Origin of the sequence: Streptomyces sp. NPDC101490, assembly GCF_044767145.1 — a bacterium.
Taxonomy (GTDB): Bacteria; Actinomycetota; Actinomycetes; order Streptomycetales; family Streptomycetaceae; genus Streptomyces.
This window is the reverse complement of the sequence record NZ_JBIWNI010000020.1, coordinates 1-20,977: the sequence shown is the minus strand read 5'-3', so window position 1 is coordinate 20,977 and position 20,977 is coordinate 1. Positions and strand designations below refer to the sequence as shown.

Genomic DNA, 20,977 nt, shown 5'->3' with positions numbered 1-20,977 from the left:
GGCCTGGAAGGTCTGGACGAAGCTCTGGAGGAGAGGGGAAAAGGCCTCAGCGGAACGAGGCCCTGGTGCGGATGCGGGAGACGGCGAGCAGGACCAGCAGGGTCGCGGCCATGAGGACCACGGCCAGCGCCGAGCCGGTGAACAGCGAACCCCGGTCGGTGGAGGTGAAGACGAGCACCGGCAGCGGGACCCAGTCCGGCGGGTAGAGCATCATCGTGGCGCTCAGCTCCCCCATGGACAGGGCGAAGCAGAGCCCGGCCGCCGCGGTCAGGGACGGCAGGAGCAGCGGGAGCCTGACCCGGAGCAGGACGTACGAGGGGCGGGCGCCGAGACTGGCCGCCGCCTGCTCGTACATCGGGTCGAGCCGCCGGATCGCGGCCGACACCGACTGGTGGGCGAAGGCGGTGACGAGCACCGTGTGGGCGAGGAGCACGATCCAGCGGGTGCCGTTGAGGAGCACCGGCGGCTGGGAGAAGGCGACGAGGACGGCGAGGCCGACGACCACCGAGGGCACCGCCACCGGCAGCATGAACAGGGCGTCGAGGACCTTGCGGCCCTTCCTGCCGAGGGCGGCTCCGGCGAGCGCGGCCCAGGTGCCGACGGTCAGCGCGACCAGGCTGGCGGTGACGGCGGTGACCAGGCTGGTGGTGAGCGCCCGGAGGGATTCGCCCCGGACGGCCGCCGTGTAGTGGGCGGTGGTGGGTCCCGAGGGGAGGGCGCCGGACCAGTGGGTGGCGAAGGAGGCGGTGAGGATGACGAGGAGGGGCAGGGCGAAGAGCGGGACGAAGAGGACCGCGAAGACGGCCCAGACCGCCCGGCGTCCTGTGCGGCTATGCACCAGCACGGCGGCTCACCCCCCGGTACAGGCCGTAGAGGCCGGCGGAGAGGGCGATGTTGACGACGGCGACGACACAGGCGGCGGCGTAGTCGGACTCCAGGATCGCCTTGCCGTAGACGAGCGTCGGGAGGGTCGTGACGCCCTTGGCCCCGGTGAACAGGACGATGCCGAACTCGTTGAGGCAGAGGACGAGGACGAGGCTGCCGCCCGCCGCGAGCGCGGGCAGTGCCTCGGGCAGGATCACCTGCCGGGCGATCCTGGCGGGGCGGGCGCCCAGCGAGGACGCCACCTCCAGCTGTGCGGTCTCCAGCTGGGAGAAGGCGGCGAGCAGGGGCCGCATCACGAACGGGGTGAAGTACGTGATCTCGGCGAGGAGGACGCCCCACGGGGTGGTGAGGAAGGCGAAGGGCCCGGTGGGCTCGCCGGTGACGTCCGTCCAGAGGCCGTTGGCCATGCCGGCCCTGCCGTAGAGGAAGAGCAGGGCGAGGGTGATCAGGAACGAGGGGAAGGAGAGGAAGACGTCGATGGACTTGGCCACCGCCTTCCCGCCGGGGAACGGTACGAACGCGATCACGACCGCGAGGACGAAGCCGAGGACGAGACAGCCCGCGGTGGAGGCGACGGCCAGCCAGACCGTGGTGACCAGCGCCTCGCGGAAGGACGCCGAGGCGAGGACGTCGGCGTACGCCCCCGGGGCCAGCGACTCCTGGACGACCAGGGCCAGCGGGTAGAGGAAGGCGACGGCGAGCACGGCGACGGGCGGCAGGGCCCAGACCCAGCCGGGAACCGCCCGCCGGGAGGCGGGGGGCTCGGGGGCGGGGGCCCCGGGCGCGGGGGCGGGGGCGGTCGTGGTCGTGGTCGCGGGTACGGAGGCGGGCGTGGTCGCGGGCGCGGGTACGGAGGCGGGCGCGGGGGCGGGCGCGGGTGCGGGGGCGGGCGCGCTCGGCGGGACCCGCTTCCCGGTCAGGCCCGTGCGGCTACCCATCGGACACCCCCGCGCCAAGGAGCACCGCGTCCTCGGGCGCGAAGTGCAGCGTGACCTCGGTGCCCGGCGGCGGGGTCTCCCGTAGTTCGCGGACGTCCGCCTTGACCCGGTGCCCGGCCACCTCCACGTACAGGCGGTGGGTGGAGCCGCGCCACTGGACCTCGGCGACCCGGCCGCGCAGCGCGTTGGGTCCGTCCCCGAGGCCGACGAGGTGCGGGCGGACACAGAGGGTGGCGCCCGCGCCGGGCGCGATGCCGTCGGTGGCGACCTTCAGGACGGTCTCCCCGAGGGCGGCTCCTCCGGGGGTGACGGTGACCGGCAGCAGGTTGGCGTTGCCGACGAACGAGGCCGTGAACGCGGTGCGGGGCCTGCGGTACAGCTCCTGCGGGGTGCCGTAGTCCTGGAGGCGGGCCTTGTCCATGACGGCGATCCGGTCGGCGAGGGTGAGCGCCTCGATCTGGTCGTGGGTGACGTACAGGATCGACACCTCGGGCAGTTCGCGGTGGAGCCCGGCCAGTTCGGCGAGCATCCCGGAGCGCAGCTGCGCGTCGAGCGCGGAGAGCGGCTCGTCGAGGAGGAGGACCCGGGGGCGGATGGCGAGCGCCCGCGCGATGGCGACGCGCTGCTGCTGGCCGCCGGAGAGTTCGCGGGGGTACCGGTGGGCGTAGGCCGCCATGCCGGTCATCTCCAGGGCCTCGGCGACCCGGCCGGGGATCTCGGCCCTGGGGGTCTTCCGCGCCTTGAGGCCGAAGGCGACGTTGGCCTCGACCCGCAGGTGCGGGAAGAGCGCGTACTGCTGGACGACCATGCCGATGCCCCGCCGGTGCGGCGGGAGGGCGGTGACGTCGCGGTCGCCGATGAGCACCCGTCCCGAGGCCGGCCGGACGAATCCGGCGACGGCCCGCAGCGCGGTGGTCTTGCCGGAGCCGGAGGGCCCGAGGAGGGCCATCACCTCGCCGGGTTCGACGGTCAGGTCGAGGCGGTCGAGGACGGTGGTGCCGCCGTACGCGACGGACACCGCGTCGAAGCGGATGCCGCTGGTCATGCCTCGGACCCCTGGATGAGCGAGGGGAGTCCGGCGACGGAGGCGAGGACGTGGTGGGCGCCGTGCGCGGTGAGCGCGGCCCGGTCGTGGGCGCCGGTGAGGACGCCCGCGACGAGCCCGGTACCGGCGCGGACGCCGCTGAGCATGTCGTACGAGGTGTCTCCGGCGACCGCGATGCCCCGGACGTCGTCGACGGCGCCGGTCCGGAGGAGGGCGGCGAGGACCAGGTCGGGGTACGGGCGGCCCCGGCCGCCCGCGTCGGCCGGGCAGAGGGTGAGGCCGACGAGGTCCCGCCAGCCGAGGGCGTCGAGGATGGCGTCCTGGGTGACCCGGGCGAAGCCGGTGGTGAGGACGACGGTCCGGCCCTGCTCCTTGAGGGCGGCAACGGTCTCGGCGGCGCCGGGGAGCGGGGCGATCCTGCCGTCGGCGACGAGCTCCCCGTAGGCCTCCTCGAAGGCCAGGTTGGCCTGCCGGGCGCGGTCCTCGTCGCCGCCGAGGAGGTGGCGGAAGACGGAGATCTTGGACTCGCCCATGGTGGCGCGGACATGGCCGATCATCGTCGAGGGGTCCTCGCCGAGGCGTTCGGCGGCGACGGTGAAGGCCTGTTCGACGAGGCCGTCGTCGGCGACGGTGGTGCCCGCCATGTCGAGGACAACGAGGTTCTTCCTCGGACCCGGACCCGGACCCGGAGCGGCGGTAGTACTAGCAGTCGGTGTCGTGGTCGTGTTCAACGTGTTCACCAGCCCAGTTCGTTCGCGGTCGTCTCGGCGATGGCGGGCGAGCAGGTCATGCCCCGGCCGCCGGGTCCGGTCACCAGCCACACGCCGTCGCGGACCCGCTGGCGGTGCACGACCCGGGTGGTGTCGGCGCACTGCGCGTACACCCCGGCCCAGCGGCGCCGGATCTTCGGCAGCGGGCGGCCGAGGAAGGACTCGACGACACGGGTGAGGTGCTCGTAGGGGTCTTCGAGGGTGTCGAAGGCGAAGGGGTGCTCGTACTCGTGGGTGTCGCCGATGGTCAGTCCGCCGTCGAGGCGCTGCACCATGAGGAGCTGCATCCCGTGGGCGGCGGCGGTGGGGTCCTGCCGTTGGCCCGCCCGGAGCGCGTCGAGGGCGTCGGAGGCGTAGGCCGGGTAGTAGCGGAAGGAGTCGGCGTCGGCGACGGAGGTGGTCAGCGGTTCGCCGAGGGGGTCGGTCTGCATCATCTGGAGGCGCACGCGGCGGACGGGGACCTCGCCCGCGACCTCGCGGACGAGTCCGGAGAGCGAGGCTCCGGTGCACAGGACGACGGCGTCGCCCCGGTGGATCTCGCCCCGGTCGTCGCGGACGGCGTTCTCGCCGACGACGTCACGGACCTCGCGGTGCGGCAGGAAGGTGTACTTCCCGGTGGCGAGGAGGGCCTCGCGGAGGGCGAGTTGCGCGGTGCGGGGTTCGACGGCGGCGTCCCGGCCGCACCACAGGGCGGCCTCGAAGGTGCCGCGCAGGGCGGGGTTGACCGCGCGGGCCTCGGCCGCGGTGAGCAGCCGGTAGTCCCGGGCGGCGGCGTCGGTCCGGGCGACGGCCGCCTCGGCGACGGCGAGTTCCAGCGTGTTCCGTACGGGGGTGAGGGAGCCGATGGCCCGGAAGCCGAGTCCGGGGACGCGGGCGCCGATGTCCTCCCAGAGTTCCCGGGCGCGCAGGGCGGTGTCGAGTTCCTCGCCGCCCGCCCGTCCGCTGACCCAGATCTGGCCGAAGTTGCGGAGGGAGGCTCCGCGCGCCTCGGCCTCGCGCTCGATGTGTACGACCTCGTGGCCGCGTTCCACTGCTTGCCGGGCGTGCATGGTTCCCACCACGCCCGCCCCTACGACGATCACCTTCATGCCGTCGACGGTCGCGGCGGCGGGTGTCCCGGGCGGGGCCGGTGGACGACGGGGCGGTGAACGGCCCGACAAGCTTGGACCAGACCCGTTACCTTCTCGTGATGCGAGGGGTGGCTGGAACAGGCTCTTCCGGGTCAGCCCTGGCGCCCCAGATGGGCGGTGAAGCTGAAGCGGTCGCCCCGGTAGAGGGTGCGGACCCGCTCCAGGGGGCGGCCCGAGGTGTCCCGGGAGAGCCGGTGCAGCAGCAGCATCGGGAGCGCGGGCGGGGTCCCGATGAGCAGGGCCTCGCGGGGGGTGGCGAGCACGGTCTCGATGCGCTCGTCGGCGTCGCCGAACGTGATGCCGAGCCGGTCCTGGAGATGGGCGTAGAAGGAGGAATCCGGGTCGAACTCGGTGTTCAGGCGGGGCACCCGGGCCTCGGAGACGTAGGTGCTCTCCAGGCCGACCCGCTCGTCGTCGGCGAGCAGCAGCCGTTCCATGTGCCATACGGGGTCGCCCGGTTCGGCGCCGACCTCGGGGGCCAGCGCGTCCGGACAGGGGAAGCGGTCGAGCGAGATCAGGGCGCGGCCCGGGCGGAGCCCCTGGCGGCGGACGCCCTCCGTGTAGCTGGCGAGCGAGAGGGGCTGTTCGAGCTTGGGGCCCGCCACGACCGTGCCCCGGCCCTGGCGGCGCACCCGCCCCTCCAGGAGGAGTTCGCGCAGCGCCTGCCGCAGGGTCTCCCGGGACACCTCGTACCGGACGGCGAGTTCCCGCTCGGTGGGCAGCACCCCTCCTTCCCCCAACTCGTCTACCACCAGGGCGAGTTTGGCCTTCACCGCGTAGTACTTGGGCACACGGCCGTGCTCGGGGACGCCGGAACGGACGGGACCGCCGGGGGTGCTCTGGTAGTTCACCGGGGGATGGTCGCAGACGGGGATGAACGGGAAGGTGTACGCGGAGTGACCCGGGGGTGCCGGACCCGGCGTGCGGCGAGGACGAGGGCGGCGCCGAGCAGGACGAGCATGCCCGCGTACGGGGCGGCGCGCCGGGCCGTTTCCTCCGACTCCCTTCCTGTTTGGGCGAGTTCGGGACGGGTGGGGAGGCCGGACGGCTCCGGCTCGGCGGGCTCGGGCACGGCGGTGGCGGCGGGCGGGCGGGGCGTGGAAGCGGGCGGCCGGGGGCCGCCGGATGTGTCAGGTGCGGGGGGCGGGGCGGGCCCGTCGCCCGGGGCGGGGGTGCCGACGGAAGGGTCGGCGGAGGCGTCGGCGGGAGCATCGGTGGAGGCATCGGCGGGAGGGGTGCCGGAGACGTCGGCGGAAGGGGTGGCGGGGGCGTCCGCCGCCGTGGGGGCGTCGGGCTCGGCCGCCCCGTCGGGTCCGGCCGGGCCGACGGCCAGCCGGTAGTCACCGGACTCGCCGACCCAGTCGCCGTCGGCGCCCCGGCGCTGCACCACCGCCGCGCTGACGACGACCTCCTCGGGGGCGGTCCCGGCGCGGAACGCGAGCCGTACGGGGACGGTGAGGGTGCCTCCGGCGGGGACCGCGAAGCCGCCGAAGCCAGTGAACACGCCCACGTTCTCCGCCTCGTCGGTCGCCTCGAAGGCGACCGGGCGCCAGCGGGCGGCCCCCTCGTCGTAGAACTCGAAGCGGATCTGTCCGGGCCGCAGGACCCGGTCGCGGTCGGCGAGGACGAGCACGGGGTGGATGCCGGAGCAGGGGGCGGTGGTGGTGTTGGTCAGATCCAGCCACCACTCCTGGAAGGCCGCGCCCGCCGGATAGTCGGCGGGCCCGCCCCGGATACGGGCGCCCAGCGGGAACGCCGACCCGGACGGGGTGCCGCAGACGGGGGTGGGGGGATCGGGCGCGGGCACGGCGGGGCCGCCACGGAGGGCGGGCGGGGTGGGCGCGGGAGCGGCGGGGCGCCCACGGAGGGCGACGGAGGCGGCGGGGCCGCCGTGGAGGGCGGGGGGTGCGGCGAGGACAGCGGGGGCCGGGGCGGCCGGGGCCGGGGCCGCCAGGGCAAGGGGGGCCGTGGCGGCGGCCACGAGGGCGGCGACGGCCGTGAGCGGGCGGGCGCTGCGCGGTCGCAGGGGGGCTGATGCCATGGGGCCGGGCCTTTGCTGCTCGCGGGCGTACGGGTCGGCCGCGACCCTGCCACGGGGGCGGGGGCGGAAGGGGTGACGGCACCCGCGCGGTCCCTCGGACGAGCGGGATGTGCGGTCCGATCAGCGGATGGTACGAAGGTCGGCTGATACGCGCGCCCTCTGGTGCGAGGCGGGGGAAAGGGGCGCGGAGGGGCGCGGAAGTCGGAGGGAACTTCAAGGGCCGGAGCTGACCACTCTCGGCACGACCGAAGCAGTGTTCCCCACTACGTCATGTGACCCATTGACCTCATAGGGCTATCGCGGGTTGCATCCCTGGGGGCTTCGGCGGAACCGCCGGAGGAACCACGTCCAGGAGGACAGGAATGAAGAGAAACCCGATCCGGAGCACGTCCAGACGCGCGAAAGTCGTTCTGAGCACGGCGTTAGTGGTCTGCGCGGTCGCGACCGCGACACCCACGGCCGCGACGGCCGCCGCAGCGGGACCGACGACCGCGACGGACGGCCTCAGCGCCGGTGCGGATGCCGGTGTCGGTGTCGGTGTCGGTGTCGGTGTCGGTGCGGATGCCGGTGCCGGTTTCGGTGCGGATGCCGGTGTCGATCTCGGTGCCGGTGTCGAGAGGATCAGCGTCGCGACCGACGAGGGCTACGGCGCCGCCTCGATCACACCCGACGGCCGCAGCGTCGTCTTCACCTCGCTGAAGAACGGCCCGCCGCAGGGCGGCAACGAGGTGTACGTCCGCGACCGGCGGACCGGCCTGACCAGGACCGTGCCCCTGATCGAGGGCTGGACCCCGGCGATCAGCGGCGACGGGAGGCAGGTCGTCGCCACCGCTCCGCCGCAGGGGATGACCGCCCAGCGGATGCAGCAGCACTCGCTGGACCTGGGCACGCTGCCCATCAGCTGCCACCGCTGCAACGAGCCGTCGTTGAGCTCGGACGGCCGCTACCTCGCCTACGGAGGTCTGGCCCAGCCGGGACAGCGACGGCAGGTGGTGGTCGCCGACCGCGAGGGCGGCTCCGTCTCCGTCTCCTTGGCCAACAACTCGGCTCCGGCCCGGCCGTCCCTCAGCGGCGACGGCCGCTACCTCGCCTACCAGAACCTGGAGAAGGCGGACGTGTACCTGTGGGACCGGACCACCGGCACCACGTCCGCCCCGGTCGACGGCCCCTCCCGGAGCGCGTCGCTCGTCCAGCTCAGCGACGACGGCCGCAAGGTCGTCTACCTCTCGGGCTCCGACACCTACGTCCACGACGTCGGCTCGGGCACCGCCCAACTGGTGCCGAACGTGACGGGCGTGGCCATCGACCCCACCGGCCGCTATCTGCTGTACGCCCCGAACGGCACGGGCGGACCGTCGCTCGTCCTGCGTGACCTCCGGACGGGCACCGACGAGACCGTCTCCGACCAGCCCGCCACGGCGGAGACCGACTCGGTCAGCGCCGACGGGCGGGACGTGGTCTTCCAGTCGGCGGCCGACGGCATCGTCCCCGGGGACACCAACGGCACCTCCGACGTCTTCGTCCGCCGCTTCTTCTGACCGGTCCCGCGCCGACCGCCCCGGCCGTCACCCGTGACCTGTCACCCGCCACCCGTCACGCCGCATTCGGACCCGTGGCCCGCGGCCCGTCACCCGTGACCCCTCACCCCTCGCTCGACACCCCGCCCACGCGGCTGCCGAAGAGGGAGGCCAGGGGCAGCCAGGCGGCTCCCTCGGCCACCGTGTCCCGTCCGGTCGTCACCTCGACCGGGGTCGGCAGGCCCAGCCCGGCCAGGACCTCACGTACCCCCTCCGCGAACACCTCCGGCGCGGCCAGCGCCACCCGGCCGCCCAGCAGGACCCGGTCGATGTCGAGGAGCCGTACGAGGTTCGCGGCGCCGGTGCCGAGGAGCCGCGCGGCCCCGGCAAGGTCGCCGCCCGCGACCGCCGCCAGACACAGGACCTCCAGGCAGCCGCGCCCGCCACAGGCGCACGGGGGCCCGTCGAGCAGCACGGTCTGGTGGCCGAGTTCGCCCGCGCCCGTCCTGTCCCCGCGCAGCGGCGCCCCGCCGAGGACGAGTCCCGCGCCCAGCCCCGTACCGAGGTGGACGTAGGCGAAGGAGCCGGGGGCGGCGGGGCGCAGGGCGAGGCCCAGGGCGGCGGCGTTGGTGTCCTTGTCGAGGGCGACGGACAGCCCGGTGCGGCGGGCCAGTTCGGCGCGGACCGGGTGGCCCGCCCACTGCGGGAAGCCGGTGACGCGCCCCGGCACGCCCGCGCGGTGGTCCAGGGGCCCCGGCATGGCCGCGCCCAGACCGAGGACGGGCCCGGGGGCGTCGGCCAGGAGCCGCAGGACCTCGTCCGTCACCGCGTCGAGGACGGGTCCCGGGCCCGCGCCCAGGTCCAGGGCGCTCCGGCGCACGGCCACGGGCGTGCCCGCGAGGTCGGCCAGGAGGACGGTCAGCTCGTCGCGGTCGAGGTGGGCGCCGACGGCGTGCCCGGCGGAGGGGACGAGCCGCAGGACCGTCCGGGGCTTGCCGCCGGTCGAGGCGCGGCGGCCCGCCTCGGCGGCCAGGCCCCCGGCGCGCAGCCGGGCGGTGATCTTGCTGACCGCCTGGGGGGTGAGGCCGGTGCGCCCGGCGAGTTCGAGGCGGCTGATGCCGGTCTCGCCCGCCGTGCGCAGCAGGTCGAGGACGAGCGCCGCGTTGTGGCTGCGCAGCGCCGGTACGTTCACTCCGCCGAGGTCCGTCTTCACCGGTCCATTGTCGCCGCCGCTTGCACTTAGGCAACACCGTTGCTTAAGTGAGGCTATGACTGGCACGGACCCCACCGGCAGCGCCGCCCCCCGTACCCCCCTGCGCGTCGGGCTCGTCGGCTACGGCCTCGCGGGCTCGGTCTTCCACGCCCCGCTGATCGCCGCCTCCGGGGACCTCACGCTCGCCGCCGTCACCACCCGTGACCCGGAGCGGGCCGCCGGGGCGCGGGCCGCGCACCCGGGCGTCCGGGTCGCCGCCTCCCCCGAGGAGCTGTGGGCGGACGGTCCGGAGGGGCTCGATCTGGTCGTCGTCGCCTCCCCGAACAAGACGCATGTCGCCGTCGCCACCGCCGCCCTGGAGGCCGGGCTGCCCGTCGTCGTGGACAAGCCGCTCGCCGGGACGGCCACGGAGGCCCGCGCCCTGGCCGCCCTCGCCGAGGAGCGGGGCCTGCTGCTCTCCGTCTTCCAGAACCGCCGCTGGGACAACGACTTCCGCACCCTGCGCGGGCTGCTCGCCGAGGGCGCGCTCGGCGAGGTCCAGCGCTTCGAGTCGCGCTTCGAGCGCTGGCGGCCGCGCCCCAAGGGCGGCTGGCGCGAGTCGGGCGCGCCGGAGGAGATCGGCGGTCTGCTGTACGACCTGGGGAGCCATGTCGTGGATCAGGCGCTGGTGCTGTTCGGTCCGGTGGTGACGGTGTACGCGGAGTCGGACGTGCGCAGGCCGGGCGCGGAGGCCGACGACGACACCTTCCTGGCGCTGACCCATGCGGGCGGGGTCCGTTCCCATCTGTACGTGAGTGCCACCGCCGCCCAGCTCGGTCCCCGTTTCCGGGTGCTCGGGCGGGACGCGGGTTTCGTGAAGTACGGACTCGATCCGCAGGAGGCGGCGCTGCGCGAGGGGCTGCGGCCGGTGCCGGGGGCCGCCTGGGGCGAGGAGCCGGAGGAGCTGTGGGGCAGGCTCGGCGCGGGCGAGTCGCCGCTGACCGGCGGCGGGGTCCCGGTCGCCTCGCTGCCGGGCGACTATCCGGCGTACTACGCGGCCGTCGCCGCCGCCCTGCGCGGCACCGGGGAGAACCCGGTGACCGCGCACGAGGCGGCGGCGGCCCTGGACGTCCTGGCGGCGGCCCGCCGTTCGGCCCGCGAGGGCGTCACGGTGACGCTGTGACGCGATAGCGCTGTGTGTCCTGTGCCATCGAACCTGACCGCCGGGTTCAGTGGGGGACGCTGACCGGGGCCTTGAGATCCCGGAAGCCGCCACGAAAGAAACACGGTCCGCTCAGCGACCGCTGCGGCACAATCCCAGGATGATCGGCAACCGGATCACCCATCGCACGGCGGACGGCGTCCGCATACCCGGAACCTGGCGGCACGCCTTCATCCGCAACGGCGGCCACTACTTCCTCACCGACCTCTTCATCTACGCCGATGGACTCATCGACTGCTGGGGCCTGGTCACCGTCGAGGAGTTCGAGGAGAAGCTGCGCACCGGCTGGGTGGCCACCAGCTTCCCGGAAGGCGGCGAGGCCTCCGCCCACGAGCTGGCGGACTGGAAGTTCAGCGAGGCGGAGAGCCGGCTCACGCCCGAGCTGCTGGTCGCCGAAGTCCGCGACAGCATCGACCAGCTGAACGGGCGGCCCGACTCGACCGGCCGGTGCCTGGCTGCCGTCGATGTCTTCCTCGCCGACCGGACGGAGGTCAACCGGGCTGCGGCCCGTGCTGCGTTCCTGGCCGTCCCGGAATCTCAGCGCCGCTACGCGCTGGGCGACATGGACAGCAAGGACTGGCCGCTGCGGGTCCTGGTGGCAGGGCCCGGGGGCCGGACCTACCTACCGTTCGACGGAACGGTCACGCAGGAGGACCACGACAGCGCCCTCGCGTACTTCGAGGAGCGGGCCCGTTGGAGGTCCGAGAGGGCCACCAGTATCCCCGCGGACGGACCGGCGACACCGCACGCCCCGGCCGTCCAGCTCTACCACTCGTTCCCGACCCGGCCGGTGGACGATCCCGGCAACCTCGGCCTGCGGCACGACTACCCCGCCCCCATCACGGTCGCGGACACCGACTACCCCTCCGTCGCCCACGCCTACTGGGCCCTGTCGGTCGCCGACCCGGAGATCCAGCACGCGATCGCGGCGTCGGAGACCGCCACTGCGGCACGCGTGCTCGCGACCGAGACCCCTCGCCGCGAAGGCTGGGAACACGCCCGAACCGCAGTCATGACAAGCCTGCTGCGCGCCAAGTACGACCAGCACCCCGAACTGGCCGAGGTCCTGCTGGCGACGGACGACGCCACCGTGATCTACGACGACATGGACTCGACCTTCTGGGGCGACAACGCCGGCCGGGGCCGCAACTGGTCGGGGCGCATCCTCGAACTCGTCCGCTCCGAGCTGCAGGCACGACGAGCAGGGATTCTCACGGTGCACGACCTCACCGGGGCGGTCGAACTCCGGTGACACCCAGGGCGGTCGCCCCGACCGTGGACGCGGCGATGACGGCTAGGCGTCGCAGATCACGTCGTCGCTCATGCGTGTTTCGTTCCATATCCGGCAATATGCAAAAAAGATGAGGAAAAAGGCGACGCCCCACGCGGGGGCGCCGCCGATTTCGCCGGGGATCACCGTTCGGCCGGGCCCCGGACCCGGCCCCCGTCAGGCTCCCTTGAGTTCCTGCCGCTGCCGTCCGAGTCCGTCGATCTCCAGCTCGACGACGTCACCGGCGCGCAGGTACGGCTTGGGGTCGGGCTGCCCCATGGCGACCCCGGCTGGCGTACCGGTGTTGATGACGTCGCCCGGGTAGAGGGTCATGAACCGGCTGACGTACCGCACGACCTCGGCGACCGGGAAGATCTGGTCCGAGGTGTGCCCGTCCTGCCTCAGCTCGCCGTTGACCCAGAGGCGCAGGCCGAGGGCCTGCGGGTCGGGCACCTCGTCGGCGGTGACGAGCCAGGGGCCGAGCGGGTTGAAGGTCTCGCAGTTCTTGCCCTTGTCCCAGGTGCCGCCGCGCTCGATCTGGAACTCGCGCTCGGACACGTCGTGGGCGACGGCGTACCCGGCGACGTGCGCGAGGGCCTCCTCGTCGGTCTCCAGGTAGCGGGCGGTGCGGCCGATGACGATCGCCAGCTCGACCTCCCAGTCCGTCTTCACCGAGCCGCGCGGCACGAGCACGGTGTCGTCGGGGCCGACGACGGTGTCGGAGGCCTTGAGGAAGACGACGGGCTCCGCCGGGACCGCGGCGCCCACCTCGGCCGCGTGGCCGTGGTAGTTCAGCCCGATGCACACGACCTTGCCGATCCGGCCCACGGGCGGGCCGACGCGCAGTCCGGTGGCGTCGAGCGGGGGCAGGACCCCGGCCCCGGCGGCGGCGCGGACCCGGTCGAGCGCGAAGGCGTCGCCGAGCAGACCGCCGTCGATGTCGTCGACCAGGGCGGACAGGTCGCGCAGGGTCCCGCCCTGGTCGAGCAGGGCGGGCCGCTCGGCCCCCGGCGGGCCGACACGCAGCAGCTTCATGGACTTCTCCCTGTGGTCGAGGTGGGCCCGGGAAGGGCCCCGAGGTGCCCCGGCCGATGGAGTGCGGCCATCGGAGGATTGGTCGATCCTCCAAGAGAACGGGTCATGCGGCAAGACCCCGTTCAGCCCGTGGACCCTTACGCGCGAGTAGCGGCGGCGACGCCCTTCTTCGGCCGCTCCGCCCGGGCCTCCTTCTCCCCCTGGTCCCGGAAGAGCAGGGACCGCTCGACGGCGGTCCAGGTGGTGCTGGTGACGACGTAGAGGGCGGCGGCGAGCGGGACGACGGCGACCGTGACCAGGGTGCCGAAGGAGAGCAGCGGCATGATCTTGGTGAGGGTCCCCATGCCCGGGGCCTGCTCGCCCAGGTCGAGGGGCTGGGCGGCGAGCTGCCGCCTGGTGCGCCGGTACGTGAAGGTGGCGACGGCGGCGACCAGCGCGAACAGGGCCAGGTAGACCCGCCCGGCGGGGCCGAGGAGACCGCCGTCCGCGAGGGCGTCGGCCCAGTGGTTCCCGAGCGGTGCGCCGAAGAGCTCGTGCCCGGTCATCCGGCCGCCGGAGAACAGGTGGTACATGAGGAAGAAGGCGGGTGCCTGGAGCAGGCTCGGGAGGATTCCCGCGAAGGGCGAGACCTTCTCGCGCGCGTGGAGCGCGGTGACCTCCTTCCGCAGGCGCTCGGGGTTCTTGGCGTGCTTCTTGCGGAGCGCGGCGAGCTGGGGCGCGATCCGGGTGCGGGCCTTCTGCCCCCGGGCGGAGGCCCGGGACAGCGGGTGGATCGCGAGCCGGACCAGCGCGGTGAAGAGGATGATCGCGGCGGCCGTCGCGGTACCGGCGAACAGCGGCTGGAGCAGGTCGGCGAGCCACTCGACCAGGGAAGCGAAGACGGACAAGGGGGAGCCCTCCGTGGGGTCTCGTCGTGCCGGGGAGAAAAGGGGTTCTCGGCATGACGGATCCGCGCGGGGCCCGGTCGGAGGTGGTGCGGTGTGGTGCGGGGGCTCCCTACGCGGCCGTCGGGAGGAGACGGCCGGGAGCGCGGGGTCTGCGGCGCCCGGCCGCGTCGGGGTCGCGCTGGGGCAGGAAGGCGGTGCGCAGCTCGCGGTCGCGGATGGCGGTGCGGACGACGGTCGTCGGCACGGCGGGGGCTGTACGCGCTCCGAAGAGGGAGCAGACGACGGTGGTCGCGGCGAGGGCGACGGCGGCGGAGACGCTCGCGCCGTCGGAGAGCAGGAGGTCGGCGAGGGCGAGGAGGAAGAACAGCGGCGCCAGGACGCGCGGGAAGAGGTCCCTGACGGTCATGGCCTTCCCCCTCTCCCGGCTGCGGATCGTGCGGTGTCCCGCGATGAGGACGCACGGGGAGGAACGGAAGTTCCCTCCGGGCGGACGGGCACCACGGGTTCACTCGTTCGATATTCGCACACGGCTCGCTTGACGGGCACGGACGGCCGGGCGCCGACGGGCGAGGCGGCCCGGCTCCGAGGGCGCGGGCGGCCCGGCTCCGAAGGGCGGGAGGCCCGCCGCCCGCATCCCCCTGCGCGTCCGGGCTCGCGGCCGTCCGGCCTCAGGCGTCCGCGTGTAGCGGGGTCAGGAGGCGGCGGGGGTGGAGGAGCGCGCGGCTGACGGGGTCGGCGGGGTCCCGGTCCAGCCCGGTGCCGGGCCGCATCTCGACGTCGGCGGGCGCCACCGGGACACGGCAGACGGGGCACTCGCCGTACGGACCGAGTTCCGTGCCGCAGTCCGCGTGGTGGAAGTGGCGCACCGGTACGGCCCCGGGCGCCTCGGCCCTGCCCCAGGCGCCCAGTGAGCGCAGGACGGGCCAGAGGGCGAGACCGCGCGGGGTGAGCAGGTACTCGTCGCGCGGGGGCGACTGCTGGTAGCGGCGCCGTTCGAGGACCCCGGCCTCGACGAGGGCCCCGAGGCGGGCGGCGAGCACGGCGCGGGGGACGCCGAGGTGGGCGAGGAAGTCGCTGTAGCGGCGCACGCCGTAGAAGGCGTCGCGGACGACGAGGAGGGTCCAGCGCTCGCCGACGACTTCGAGGGCGCGGGCGATGGAGCACTGCTGGTGGGCGTAGTCCTTGCCGAGAGCCATACGACCCATCGTACCCAATGCAGGTTCATTGAGTGAACCTTGCTGGTACGGTGAGTCCACCTACCAAGTTCGTTCACCGAACCCACGGGTGGAGGTTCCCGCCGTGCCCCGTCTCGCGTCCCTCGCTCCCGCCGCCGCCCCGCCCCGCGCCGCCCGCCCCCGGGGGGTCCTCGCCGTCACCGCCGCGGCCACCGCCGTCGCCCTGATGAACTACACCGCGCCGATGCTCACGCTCCCCGACATGGCCGCCGCCTTCGGGACGCCGGCCTCGGCCCAGGCCTGGCTGCTGAACGGCACCCCGCTGGGCCTCGCCGTCCTCCTCCTGGTCGCGGGCAGCCTCGCCGACGCGCACGGGCGCCGCCGGATCTTCCTGCTCGGCACCCTCGCCCTCGGCCTCACCACCGCGCTCGGCGCCCTCGCGGGCGGCACGGTCGCCTTCACGGCGGCCCGGATCGCCCAGGGCGCGGCGAGCGCGGCGGTCCTCGCGGGCAGCCTGGGGCTCCTCGCCGAGTCCTACCCGGCGGGCCGGGACCGGATCAGGGCGACCGGGATCTGGGGGGCGTCGGTCAGCGGCGGCATCGCCCTCGGCCCGCTGCTCGCGGGCGCGCTGAGCCTGCTGGACTGGCGGCTCGCGTACGGGGTGCTCGGCGCGGCGGCCCTGGCGACGGCGGCGGTCGGCGCGAGGACGCTGGGCACGGGCCGGGACACCGGGAACGCGCCGGGCCGGGGAGGCGGGGACGCGCCGGGCCGGGGAGGCGCCCCGGCCGGTGGGCCCGGACCCGTCTCAGGAAGCACTCCGGCCCCAGGAAACACCCCCGCCCCAGTGATCCCCCCGGCCACCGCAACCGGAGCGACAGCGGTGAACGCCCCGGCCCCCCGGACCACCCGCCCCTCCCCCGCATCCGCGACCGCCCCCCGCCCCCGTCCCGATCTCGCGGGTGCGGCGGCGTTCGGGCTCGCGCTCGCGGCGCTGCTGACCGCGCTCACCCTCGGGCGGGACGGCTGGCTGCGGCCCCAGGTGGGCCTTCTGCTGCTGGCATCGGCCGCCCTGACCGCGTTGTTCGTGGCGGTCGAGCGCCGGAGCCGGGCGCCCATGGTGGACCTGGCGCTGCTTCGGCGGCCCGCGTTCCTCGCCTCGACGCTGGGGGCGCTGTTCACGGGCCTGGCGGTGATCGGCCTGTTCAGCGTGGTGCCCGCGCTGCTCCAGGGCGGGGCCGGGATGTCACCGCTCGGGGCCGCGTGGCTGTTCGTGCTGTGGTCGGGGACGGCGTTCGTGGTGGCGCTGCAGGCGCGGCGGCTCGCGGGCCGGCTCTCGGCCCCGTACCAACTGGCGCTGGGCTTCGTCCTGTCGGCGGCGGGAGTGCTCGCGCTGCTCGGCGCCCTGGACGGCGCGGCCGGGTCCTGGCCCCGGCTGCTGCCGGGCCTGCTCGTGGCGGGCGCGGGCAGCGGCCTCCTGAACGCGGCCCTGCCCCGGCTCGCGGTCGACTCGGTGCCGCCGGAGCGGGCGGCGATGGGCTCGGGCGCCAACAACACCGCCCGCTACGTCGGTTCCTCGGCGGGCGTGGCCCTGACACTGGCCCTGGCGACGACGGGCACCGGCCCCGACACCGCCGTCCTGGTCGCGGCGGCGCTCGCGCTGACCGGCGCGGCGGTCACCCTCGGCCTGTCCCGACGGCCGCGTCGGTGAACTCCTCCCGCGCGAGGACCTCCCCGTCGGGCCGGTCGTCGGCCCGGCCGGGAGGCCCGTACAGACTGACGAGGACGCTCACGGCCAGGTTGACGGCCAGGGCGACGAGCCCGGCGTTGGTCCCCCACACCGGATCGTGCCCGGAGAAGACGAGGGCGCAGACGATCACGACGCCGACGGCGAGCCCGCTCACCCCGCCCACCAGAGTCATCCGCCGCCACACCAGACCCAGCAGCACCAGCGGCAGGAGCTGGGCCATTCCCTCGTACGAGATGAGGGAGAGCCGGACGAGGGTGTTCGGCGCGGTGTAGGTCATGAGGAGGGCGAGTGCCCCGGCGACGACCACGACCAGCTGGGAGAGGCCCTTCTCACGGGCCTGCGGTCCGGGCGCGAGGCTGAGCACGCTCCGGCCCCACATGGTGCCGATGACCAGCATGAAGACGGCCATCGGCACGATCGAGGAGAGGGCGGCGGCGACCCCGACGAGCCCGACGGCCCAGGCCGGCAGGGAGTCCGTGACCAGCTTGAACAGCGCGAGGTTCGACTCGGCGCCGACCAGACCGGGGACGACGAAGAGGGCGGCCGTGCCCAGCAGCATCGGGACGAAGAGCAGGACGTTGTACGCGGGCAGCCAGACGGCGTTGCGGCGCAGGGTGTCGGCGTCACGGGCGCCGAGGTACCCGGCGACGGTCGTCGGGAAGATGACGACGGTGAGGGAGTTCAGCACCGTCGTGGAGGCGAACCAGCCGACGCCGTACCCGCTCTCCGCTCCCCCGTGTCCCGGCAGCTTCAGCCACTCGGCCTTCTCGTCGACGAGCCGCCCGAAGAAGTCCCCGAACCCGCCGAAGTAGTGCAGCGGCACGTAGACGAAGAGGAAGGCCAGCGTCAGGACGACGAGCGCATCCTTGAGCACGGAGACCCAGGCGCTCCCGCGTAGCCCGCTGACCACCACGAAGCCGGTGGTGACGGCGAAGGCGAGGAAGTAGGCGAGGTCGAGACCGATCGTGCCGTACGAGATCGTGGCGACGACCACCCCCATGCCGGTGATCTGGAGCTGGATGTACGGCAGGAGGAAGACGGTCGCGAGGACGGCGACGGCGGCGCCGAGCCAGGGGCGGCGGTAGCGGTGGGCGACGGTGTCGCTGAGCGCGACGAGACCGTGCTTGCGGGCGTACCCCCAGAGCATCGGCCCGACGACGTACCCCACGGCGTAACCGCAGGACATGTACGCGACGACGTACAGGACCGGGGCGCCGTAGTCGTAGCCCCATCCGGCGGCGCCGAGGTAGCTGAAGCTGGTGTAGCCCTCGCCCGCCATCAGCACCCAGATGAAGACCGGCCCGAGGGAACGCCCGCCGACCGACCAGGCGTCGAGCCCGCCGCCCTGCTGACGGCGGACGGCGAGCAGTCCGAGGACGACGGTCAGCACCATGAAGACCGCGAAGACGGACACGGAGACGGCGGCCGGACTCATCCCCGGTCACCCCGCTCCGTCCGCGCGGCCCGCTCCGTCCGCTCGGCCCGCGCGGCCCGTTCCGCGCGCAGGTCTCCGCGTCGGGCGAGACCGACGGCGACGGGAGTGACCAGAGTGGCGCCGAGGAGCCAGAGGACGAGGAGAGGGACCCGGTTCACGAAGGGCAGCGCGGCGACGAACAGGACGTACGGGAGGAGGAGCCACAGCAGCTGGGGCCTGCGTCTGATCACCCGGTCGAGACTAGCTTCGCCCAGACGACGAGCCGGTAGGCGCTGCTGAACTCGGGGGTGCAGGTCGTGAGGGTGAGATAGGCGCCGGGGGCCGTGTACCCGTAGGACGGCTGGACGAGGGAGCGGGGCACGGCCCGGATGACCCCCACGTCCCGGGGCGCGGTGCGCGGCAGGATCCGGTCGACGCGGTAGGTGTACGTGGCGTCCCGGGTCCGTACCGCGATCTCGTCCCCCTTCACCAGCCGGTTGACGTACCGGAAGGGCTCGCCGTGGGTGTTGCGGTGCCCGGCGAGCGCGAAGTTCCCGGTCCGGCCCGGGGCGGCGGTGCCGGGATAGTGCCCGACGAACCCCCGGTCGAGGACGGACCGCTTGGACACCCCGTGCGCGACGGGCACGGCGAGACCGAGCCGGGGGATGCGGAGCACGGCGAAGGCACCCGCGCTCCCGGGTCGGGCGGTGTCCGGCGACCCGGCGGGGGCGGGCTCGGGGGCGGTACCCGCTCCGGTGGGCCGCCCCGGCTCCGGCCGGGGGACGGACGGCGACGGGCCGCCGGGGACCGCGCCCGGCACCGGAGCCGGGGCCTCCCACTGCCGCTCAAGGACCCGCACCTGGTCACGGGCCTCGGCGAGGGCCTCCTGGTTGGTCCACCAGAGCTGGTGGACGACGAGGAGGAGGACGAGGACACCGCAGGTGACGACGGTCTCGGCGGCGACCCACAGCACGCGCGCACCGGTGCGGCGCCGCCCCCGTCCCTGGACGACCACCGGCACCCGCTGTCCCCTCCGTGCCCGCACCCGGGGCACGATAGGCGCCGGCGCGCCAACTCTCCAGGCCCGCACAGCAGTACGGTGGAGACCATGCGCCCCGACACGCCTGCCGCCCACACCACCGAAGCCGAGCGACTGCTGCGCACCGCGACGCAGTACCCCGGGGACAGGGAGCCGCTGTTCCTGCGGGCGGCCGCCCACCTGGAGCTGGCGGGCGACCGCCCCCGCGCCACCGTGCTCTACGACGACCTGCTGTCCACGTCACCCGCGAACCCCGTGCTGATCAGGGCGCTGAAGGCGGCGAACCTGTGGGAGTACGGCCATGAGGCCGAGGCCCGCGCGATCATCGACGGCGTGCGGTGGGCGAAGCCCACGGACGCGGCGGCGTGGGAGATCGTGGCGGAGACGCTGGAGGCCCACGACGAGCTGGAGGCGGCGGAGTCGACCCTCACGGAGGCGGCGACGCTGCTGGTCACCCCGGACGAGCTCCCGCACCCCACCCGCTCGCTCCTGACGACCCGGCACCGGGTCCGCAGGATGCTGGCGCTCCCGCACGACGCCTGGGACGAGCTGGCGGACCGGCTGCACCCGGCGGAGGTGCCGCTGGACGAGCTGCACGACCCGAAGCGGCTGTGGGCCCTCGGCTCCTCCGACCCGGTGGAGCTCCAGGCGGAGATCACCCGGCTCCGCTCGGAACTGGGCACCTACCGGACGGCCCTCTCCCGCCCCTTCCCGGTGGCGGTCCTCCACTGGCCGGAAGCGGAACTGGACGAGCTGCTGACGGCCTACCCGGAGCTGGAGGCCGAGTACCCCACGTACACGGCCCATCTGACCGACCTGGAGGCCTCCCTCCGCGAACTCGCCCAGGCGGGCACCCCGAACCTGGGCATCGTCCGCGCCACGGTCCCCTCCTACGAAGCCTTCGCGGCCTCGGAATCCACCCACCCCGCGAACCCGGCCCTCCTCCCCCAGTACGCCACCACCCTCGCCGCCCGAGGCCGAGCCACGACATGGCCCCCGGCCTGGGGCGAGGGGTGCTGGTGCGGGGGCGAGGGGGTTTATGGGGGGTGCCACGGGGGAGAGTGATCAGCGGACTTGCGACACAATGCAGGTGTGTCCCCTGCCGTGCCGTCCTCTTCGTCCGTTTCGGCCCGTATGAGCCGTCAAGGATCCCGTGACACTTCTCAGGAGTTGGCGGTCCGCCGACTCCTGCATGCATCGGGCCTGCGATACCGCGTAAGCGTCCCGGTCCCAGGCATACCCCGCCGCACAATCGACATCGCATGGAAAACCGCCAGGATCGCGGTCTTCCTTGACGGCTGTTTCTGGCACGGCTGCCCGCAACACGCCACCCAGCCCAAGGCAAACGCGGAGTGGTGGCGAGCCAAGCTCGACAAGAACATGGCTCGTGACCGTGAGACGACGGAGCACCTGGAGGCCCAGGGATGGAGGGTCTTGCGGTTCTGGGAACACGAGGCTCCCGACTCCGTGGCTCGCGCCGTAGCACTCACGAAAGCGGAGACGCAAGCCACAAGGCCAGGCTGATTGACGGGGGCAAACGATGCTGCCCCCGTCAATCATTCCAGAGCACGCGCACTGAGACCGCGTTTGAGATCTGCCATGGGACGATCGGTCGGTGACTCGACTCGTGGACCGTGACCGCTCCCTTGAGGAGCTTGAGTGTGACCGCT

Annotated in this window: 21 protein-coding genes; 6 read left to right on the top strand and 15 right to left on the bottom strand. The window is 74.1% G+C overall.

Annotated features, from left to right (window positions below; translation table 11 throughout):
* Positions 1-46 precede the first annotated feature (46 nt).
* The 7 genes from ACIRQY_RS27840 to ACIRQY_RS27810 form a co-directional block, all read right to left on the bottom strand.
* Positions 47-844 (bottom strand): ABC transporter permease, encoded by a 798-nt coding sequence (locus tag ACIRQY_RS27840; protein ID WP_403930427.1) that lies wholly within the window; start codon positions 842-844, stop codon positions 47-49.
* Entirely contained in the window at positions 831-1,823 is a 993-nt protein-coding gene (locus ACIRQY_RS27835; protein ID WP_403930426.1) for a 2-aminoethylphosphonate ABC transporter permease subunit, read from the bottom strand. Before ACIRQY_RS27835 ends, ACIRQY_RS27840 begins: the two co-directional genes overlap by 14 nt.
* Positions 1,816-2,868: an ABC transporter ATP-binding protein gene (locus ACIRQY_RS27830; RefSeq protein WP_403930424.1), complete on the bottom strand. Its 1,053-nt coding sequence runs from the start codon at positions 2,866-2,868 to the stop codon at positions 1,816-1,818. The genes ACIRQY_RS27835 and ACIRQY_RS27830 overlap by 8 nt, the downstream gene beginning before the upstream one ends.
* Entirely contained in the window at positions 2,865-3,599 is a 735-nt protein-coding gene (locus ACIRQY_RS27825; protein WP_403930552.1) for a phosphonatase-like hydrolase, read from the bottom strand. Before ACIRQY_RS27825 ends, ACIRQY_RS27830 begins: the two co-directional genes overlap by 4 nt.
* 5 nt (positions 3,600-3,604) lie before the next feature.
* Complete coding sequence (locus ACIRQY_RS27820) at positions 3,605-4,726, bottom strand: TIGR03364 family FAD-dependent oxidoreductase (RefSeq protein ID WP_351782643.1); 1,122 nt, start codon at positions 4,724-4,726, stop codon at positions 3,605-3,607.
* A 134-nt stretch (positions 4,727-4,860) separates the two neighbouring features.
* Entirely contained in the window at positions 4,861-5,619 is a 759-nt protein-coding gene (locus tag ACIRQY_RS27815; RefSeq protein ID WP_403930423.1) for a GntR family transcriptional regulator, read from the bottom strand.
* A complete protein-coding gene (locus ACIRQY_RS27810) occupies positions 5,616-6,809 on the bottom strand; it encodes a hypothetical protein (RefSeq protein ID WP_403930421.1) in 1,194 nt (397 codons plus the stop codon). The genes ACIRQY_RS27815 and ACIRQY_RS27810 overlap by 4 nt, the downstream gene beginning before the upstream one ends.
* A gap of 425 nt (positions 6,810-7,234) precedes the next feature.
* Between ACIRQY_RS27810 and ACIRQY_RS27805 the strand changes: the two genes are divergently transcribed.
* Entirely contained in the window at positions 7,235-8,347 is a 1,113-nt protein-coding gene (locus ACIRQY_RS27805) for a TolB family protein (protein WP_403930419.1), read from the top strand.
* Between the two features lie 103 nt (positions 8,348-8,450).
* Here the strand turns inward: ACIRQY_RS27805 and ACIRQY_RS27800 are convergent, their stop codons facing one another.
* Positions 8,451-9,539 (bottom strand): ROK family protein, encoded by a 1,089-nt coding sequence (locus tag ACIRQY_RS27800; RefSeq protein WP_403930417.1) that lies wholly within the window; start codon positions 9,537-9,539, stop codon positions 8,451-8,453.
* Positions 9,540-9,594: 55 nt separating this feature from the next.
* Here ACIRQY_RS27800 and ACIRQY_RS27795 point away from each other — a divergent pair, with 55 nt between their 5' ends.
* On the top strand, positions 9,595-10,701 hold the full coding sequence (locus ACIRQY_RS27795; protein ID WP_403930416.1) for a Gfo/Idh/MocA family oxidoreductase: 1,107 nt from the start codon (positions 9,595-9,597) through the stop codon (positions 10,699-10,701).
* A 139-nt stretch (positions 10,702-10,840) separates the two neighbouring features.
* A complete protein-coding gene (locus ACIRQY_RS27790; RefSeq protein WP_403930414.1) occupies positions 10,841-11,992 on the top strand; it encodes an NADAR family protein in 1,152 nt (383 codons plus the stop codon).
* Between the two features lie 195 nt (positions 11,993-12,187).
* On the opposite strand, the gene ACIRQY_RS27785 is transcribed toward ACIRQY_RS27790, so the two are convergent.
* The 4 genes from ACIRQY_RS27785 to ACIRQY_RS27770 form a co-directional block, all read right to left on the bottom strand.
* Complete coding sequence (locus ACIRQY_RS27785) at positions 12,188-13,045, bottom strand: fumarylacetoacetate hydrolase family protein (protein WP_351782663.1); 858 nt, start codon at positions 13,043-13,045, stop codon at positions 12,188-12,190.
* Between the two features lie 137 nt (positions 13,046-13,182).
* Entirely contained in the window at positions 13,183-13,932 is a 750-nt protein-coding gene (locus ACIRQY_RS27780; RefSeq protein ID WP_403930412.1) for a YidC/Oxa1 family membrane protein insertase, read from the bottom strand.
* A 109-nt stretch (positions 13,933-14,041) separates the two neighbouring features.
* Positions 14,042-14,338, bottom strand: a complete 297-nt coding sequence (locus ACIRQY_RS27775; RefSeq protein ID WP_351782669.1) for a DUF6412 domain-containing protein — start codon at positions 14,336-14,338, stop codon at positions 14,042-14,044.
* A gap of 262 nt (positions 14,339-14,600) precedes the next feature.
* The gene (locus ACIRQY_RS27770) at positions 14,601-15,128 is read right to left on the bottom strand and encodes a winged helix-turn-helix transcriptional regulator (protein WP_403930409.1); all 528 of its coding nucleotides are present in this window, start codon (positions 15,126-15,128) and stop codon (positions 14,601-14,603) included.
* A gap of 205 nt (positions 15,129-15,333) precedes the next feature.
* Here ACIRQY_RS27770 and ACIRQY_RS27765 point away from each other — a divergent pair, with 205 nt between their 5' ends.
* A complete protein-coding gene (locus ACIRQY_RS27765) occupies positions 15,334-16,815 on the top strand; it encodes an MFS transporter (RefSeq protein WP_403930550.1) in 1,482 nt (493 codons plus the stop codon).
* On the opposite strand, the gene ACIRQY_RS27760 is transcribed toward ACIRQY_RS27765, so the two are convergent.
* From ACIRQY_RS27760 to ACIRQY_RS27750, 3 genes are read right to left on the bottom strand one after another with little or no spacing between them, the layout of a single operon-like run.
* Complete coding sequence (locus ACIRQY_RS27760; RefSeq protein WP_403930407.1) at positions 16,781-18,289, bottom strand: sodium:solute symporter; 1,509 nt, start codon at positions 18,287-18,289, stop codon at positions 16,781-16,783. The two genes, ACIRQY_RS27765 and ACIRQY_RS27760, sit on opposite strands and share 35 nt — an antisense overlap.
* The gene (locus tag ACIRQY_RS27755) at positions 18,286-18,519 is read right to left on the bottom strand and encodes a hypothetical protein (protein ID WP_403930405.1); all 234 of its coding nucleotides are present in this window, start codon (positions 18,517-18,519) and stop codon (positions 18,286-18,288) included. Before ACIRQY_RS27755 ends, ACIRQY_RS27760 begins: the two co-directional genes overlap by 4 nt.
* The gene (locus tag ACIRQY_RS27750) at positions 18,516-19,313 is read right to left on the bottom strand and encodes a class E sortase (protein WP_403930403.1); all 798 of its coding nucleotides are present in this window, start codon (positions 19,311-19,313) and stop codon (positions 18,516-18,518) included. The genes ACIRQY_RS27755 and ACIRQY_RS27750 overlap by 4 nt, the downstream gene beginning before the upstream one ends.
* A 63-nt stretch (positions 19,314-19,376) precedes the next feature.
* Between ACIRQY_RS27750 and ACIRQY_RS27745 the strand changes: the two genes are divergently transcribed.
* Together ACIRQY_RS27745 and ACIRQY_RS27740 are read left to right on the top strand one after the other, a co-directional pair.
* Positions 19,377-20,372, top strand: a complete 996-nt coding sequence (locus ACIRQY_RS27745; protein ID WP_403930402.1) for a hypothetical protein — start codon at positions 19,377-19,379, stop codon at positions 20,370-20,372.
* Between the two features lie 69 nt (positions 20,373-20,441).
* Complete coding sequence (locus ACIRQY_RS27740) at positions 20,442-20,831, top strand: very short patch repair endonuclease (RefSeq protein WP_403930548.1); 390 nt, start codon at positions 20,442-20,444, stop codon at positions 20,829-20,831.
* Positions 20,832-20,977: the final 146 nt, after the last annotated feature.

Bases quoted from the DNA above. Each gene is read 5' to 3' on its own strand.
- ACIRQY_RS27835 (WP_403930426.1), bottom strand. From the start codon at position 1,823: ATGGGTAGCCGCACGGGCCTGACCGGGAAGCGGGTCCCGCCGAGCGCG.
- ACIRQY_RS27830 (WP_403930424.1), bottom strand. From the start codon at position 2,868: ATGACCAGCGGCATCCGCTTCGACGCGGTGTCCGTCGCGTACGGCGGC.
- ACIRQY_RS27820 (WP_351782643.1), bottom strand. From the start codon at position 4,726: ATGAAGGTGATCGTCGTAGGGGCGGGCGTGGTGGGAACCATGCACGCC.
- ACIRQY_RS27810 (WP_403930421.1), bottom strand. From the start codon at position 6,809: ATGGCATCAGCCCCCCTGCGACCGCGCAGCGCCCGCCCGCTCACGGCC.
- ACIRQY_RS27795 (WP_403930416.1), top strand. From the start codon at position 9,595: ATGACTGGCACGGACCCCACCGGCAGCGCCGCCCCCCGTACCCCCCTG.
- ACIRQY_RS27790 (WP_403930414.1), top strand. From the start codon at position 10,841: ATGATCGGCAACCGGATCACCCATCGCACGGCGGACGGCGTCCGCATA.
- ACIRQY_RS27785 (WP_351782663.1), bottom strand. From the start codon at position 13,045: ATGAAGCTGCTGCGTGTCGGCCCGCCGGGGGCCGAGCGGCCCGCCCTG.
- ACIRQY_RS27775 (WP_351782669.1), bottom strand. From the start codon at position 14,338: ATGACCGTCAGGGACCTCTTCCCGCGCGTCCTGGCGCCGCTGTTCTTC.
- ACIRQY_RS27770 (WP_403930409.1), bottom strand. From the start codon at position 15,128: ATGGCTCTCGGCAAGGACTACGCCCACCAGCAGTGCTCCATCGCCCGC.
- ACIRQY_RS27765 (WP_403930550.1), top strand. From the start codon at position 15,334: ATGAACTACACCGCGCCGATGCTCACGCTCCCCGACATGGCCGCCGCC.
- ACIRQY_RS27760 (WP_403930407.1), bottom strand. From the start codon at position 18,289: ATGAGTCCGGCCGCCGTCTCCGTGTCCGTCTTCGCGGTCTTCATGGTG.
- ACIRQY_RS27745 (WP_403930402.1), top strand. From the start codon at position 19,377: ATGCGCCCCGACACGCCTGCCGCCCACACCACCGAAGCCGAGCGACTG.
- ACIRQY_RS27740 (WP_403930548.1), top strand. From the start codon at position 20,442: ATGAGCCGTCAAGGATCCCGTGACACTTCTCAGGAGTTGGCGGTCCGC.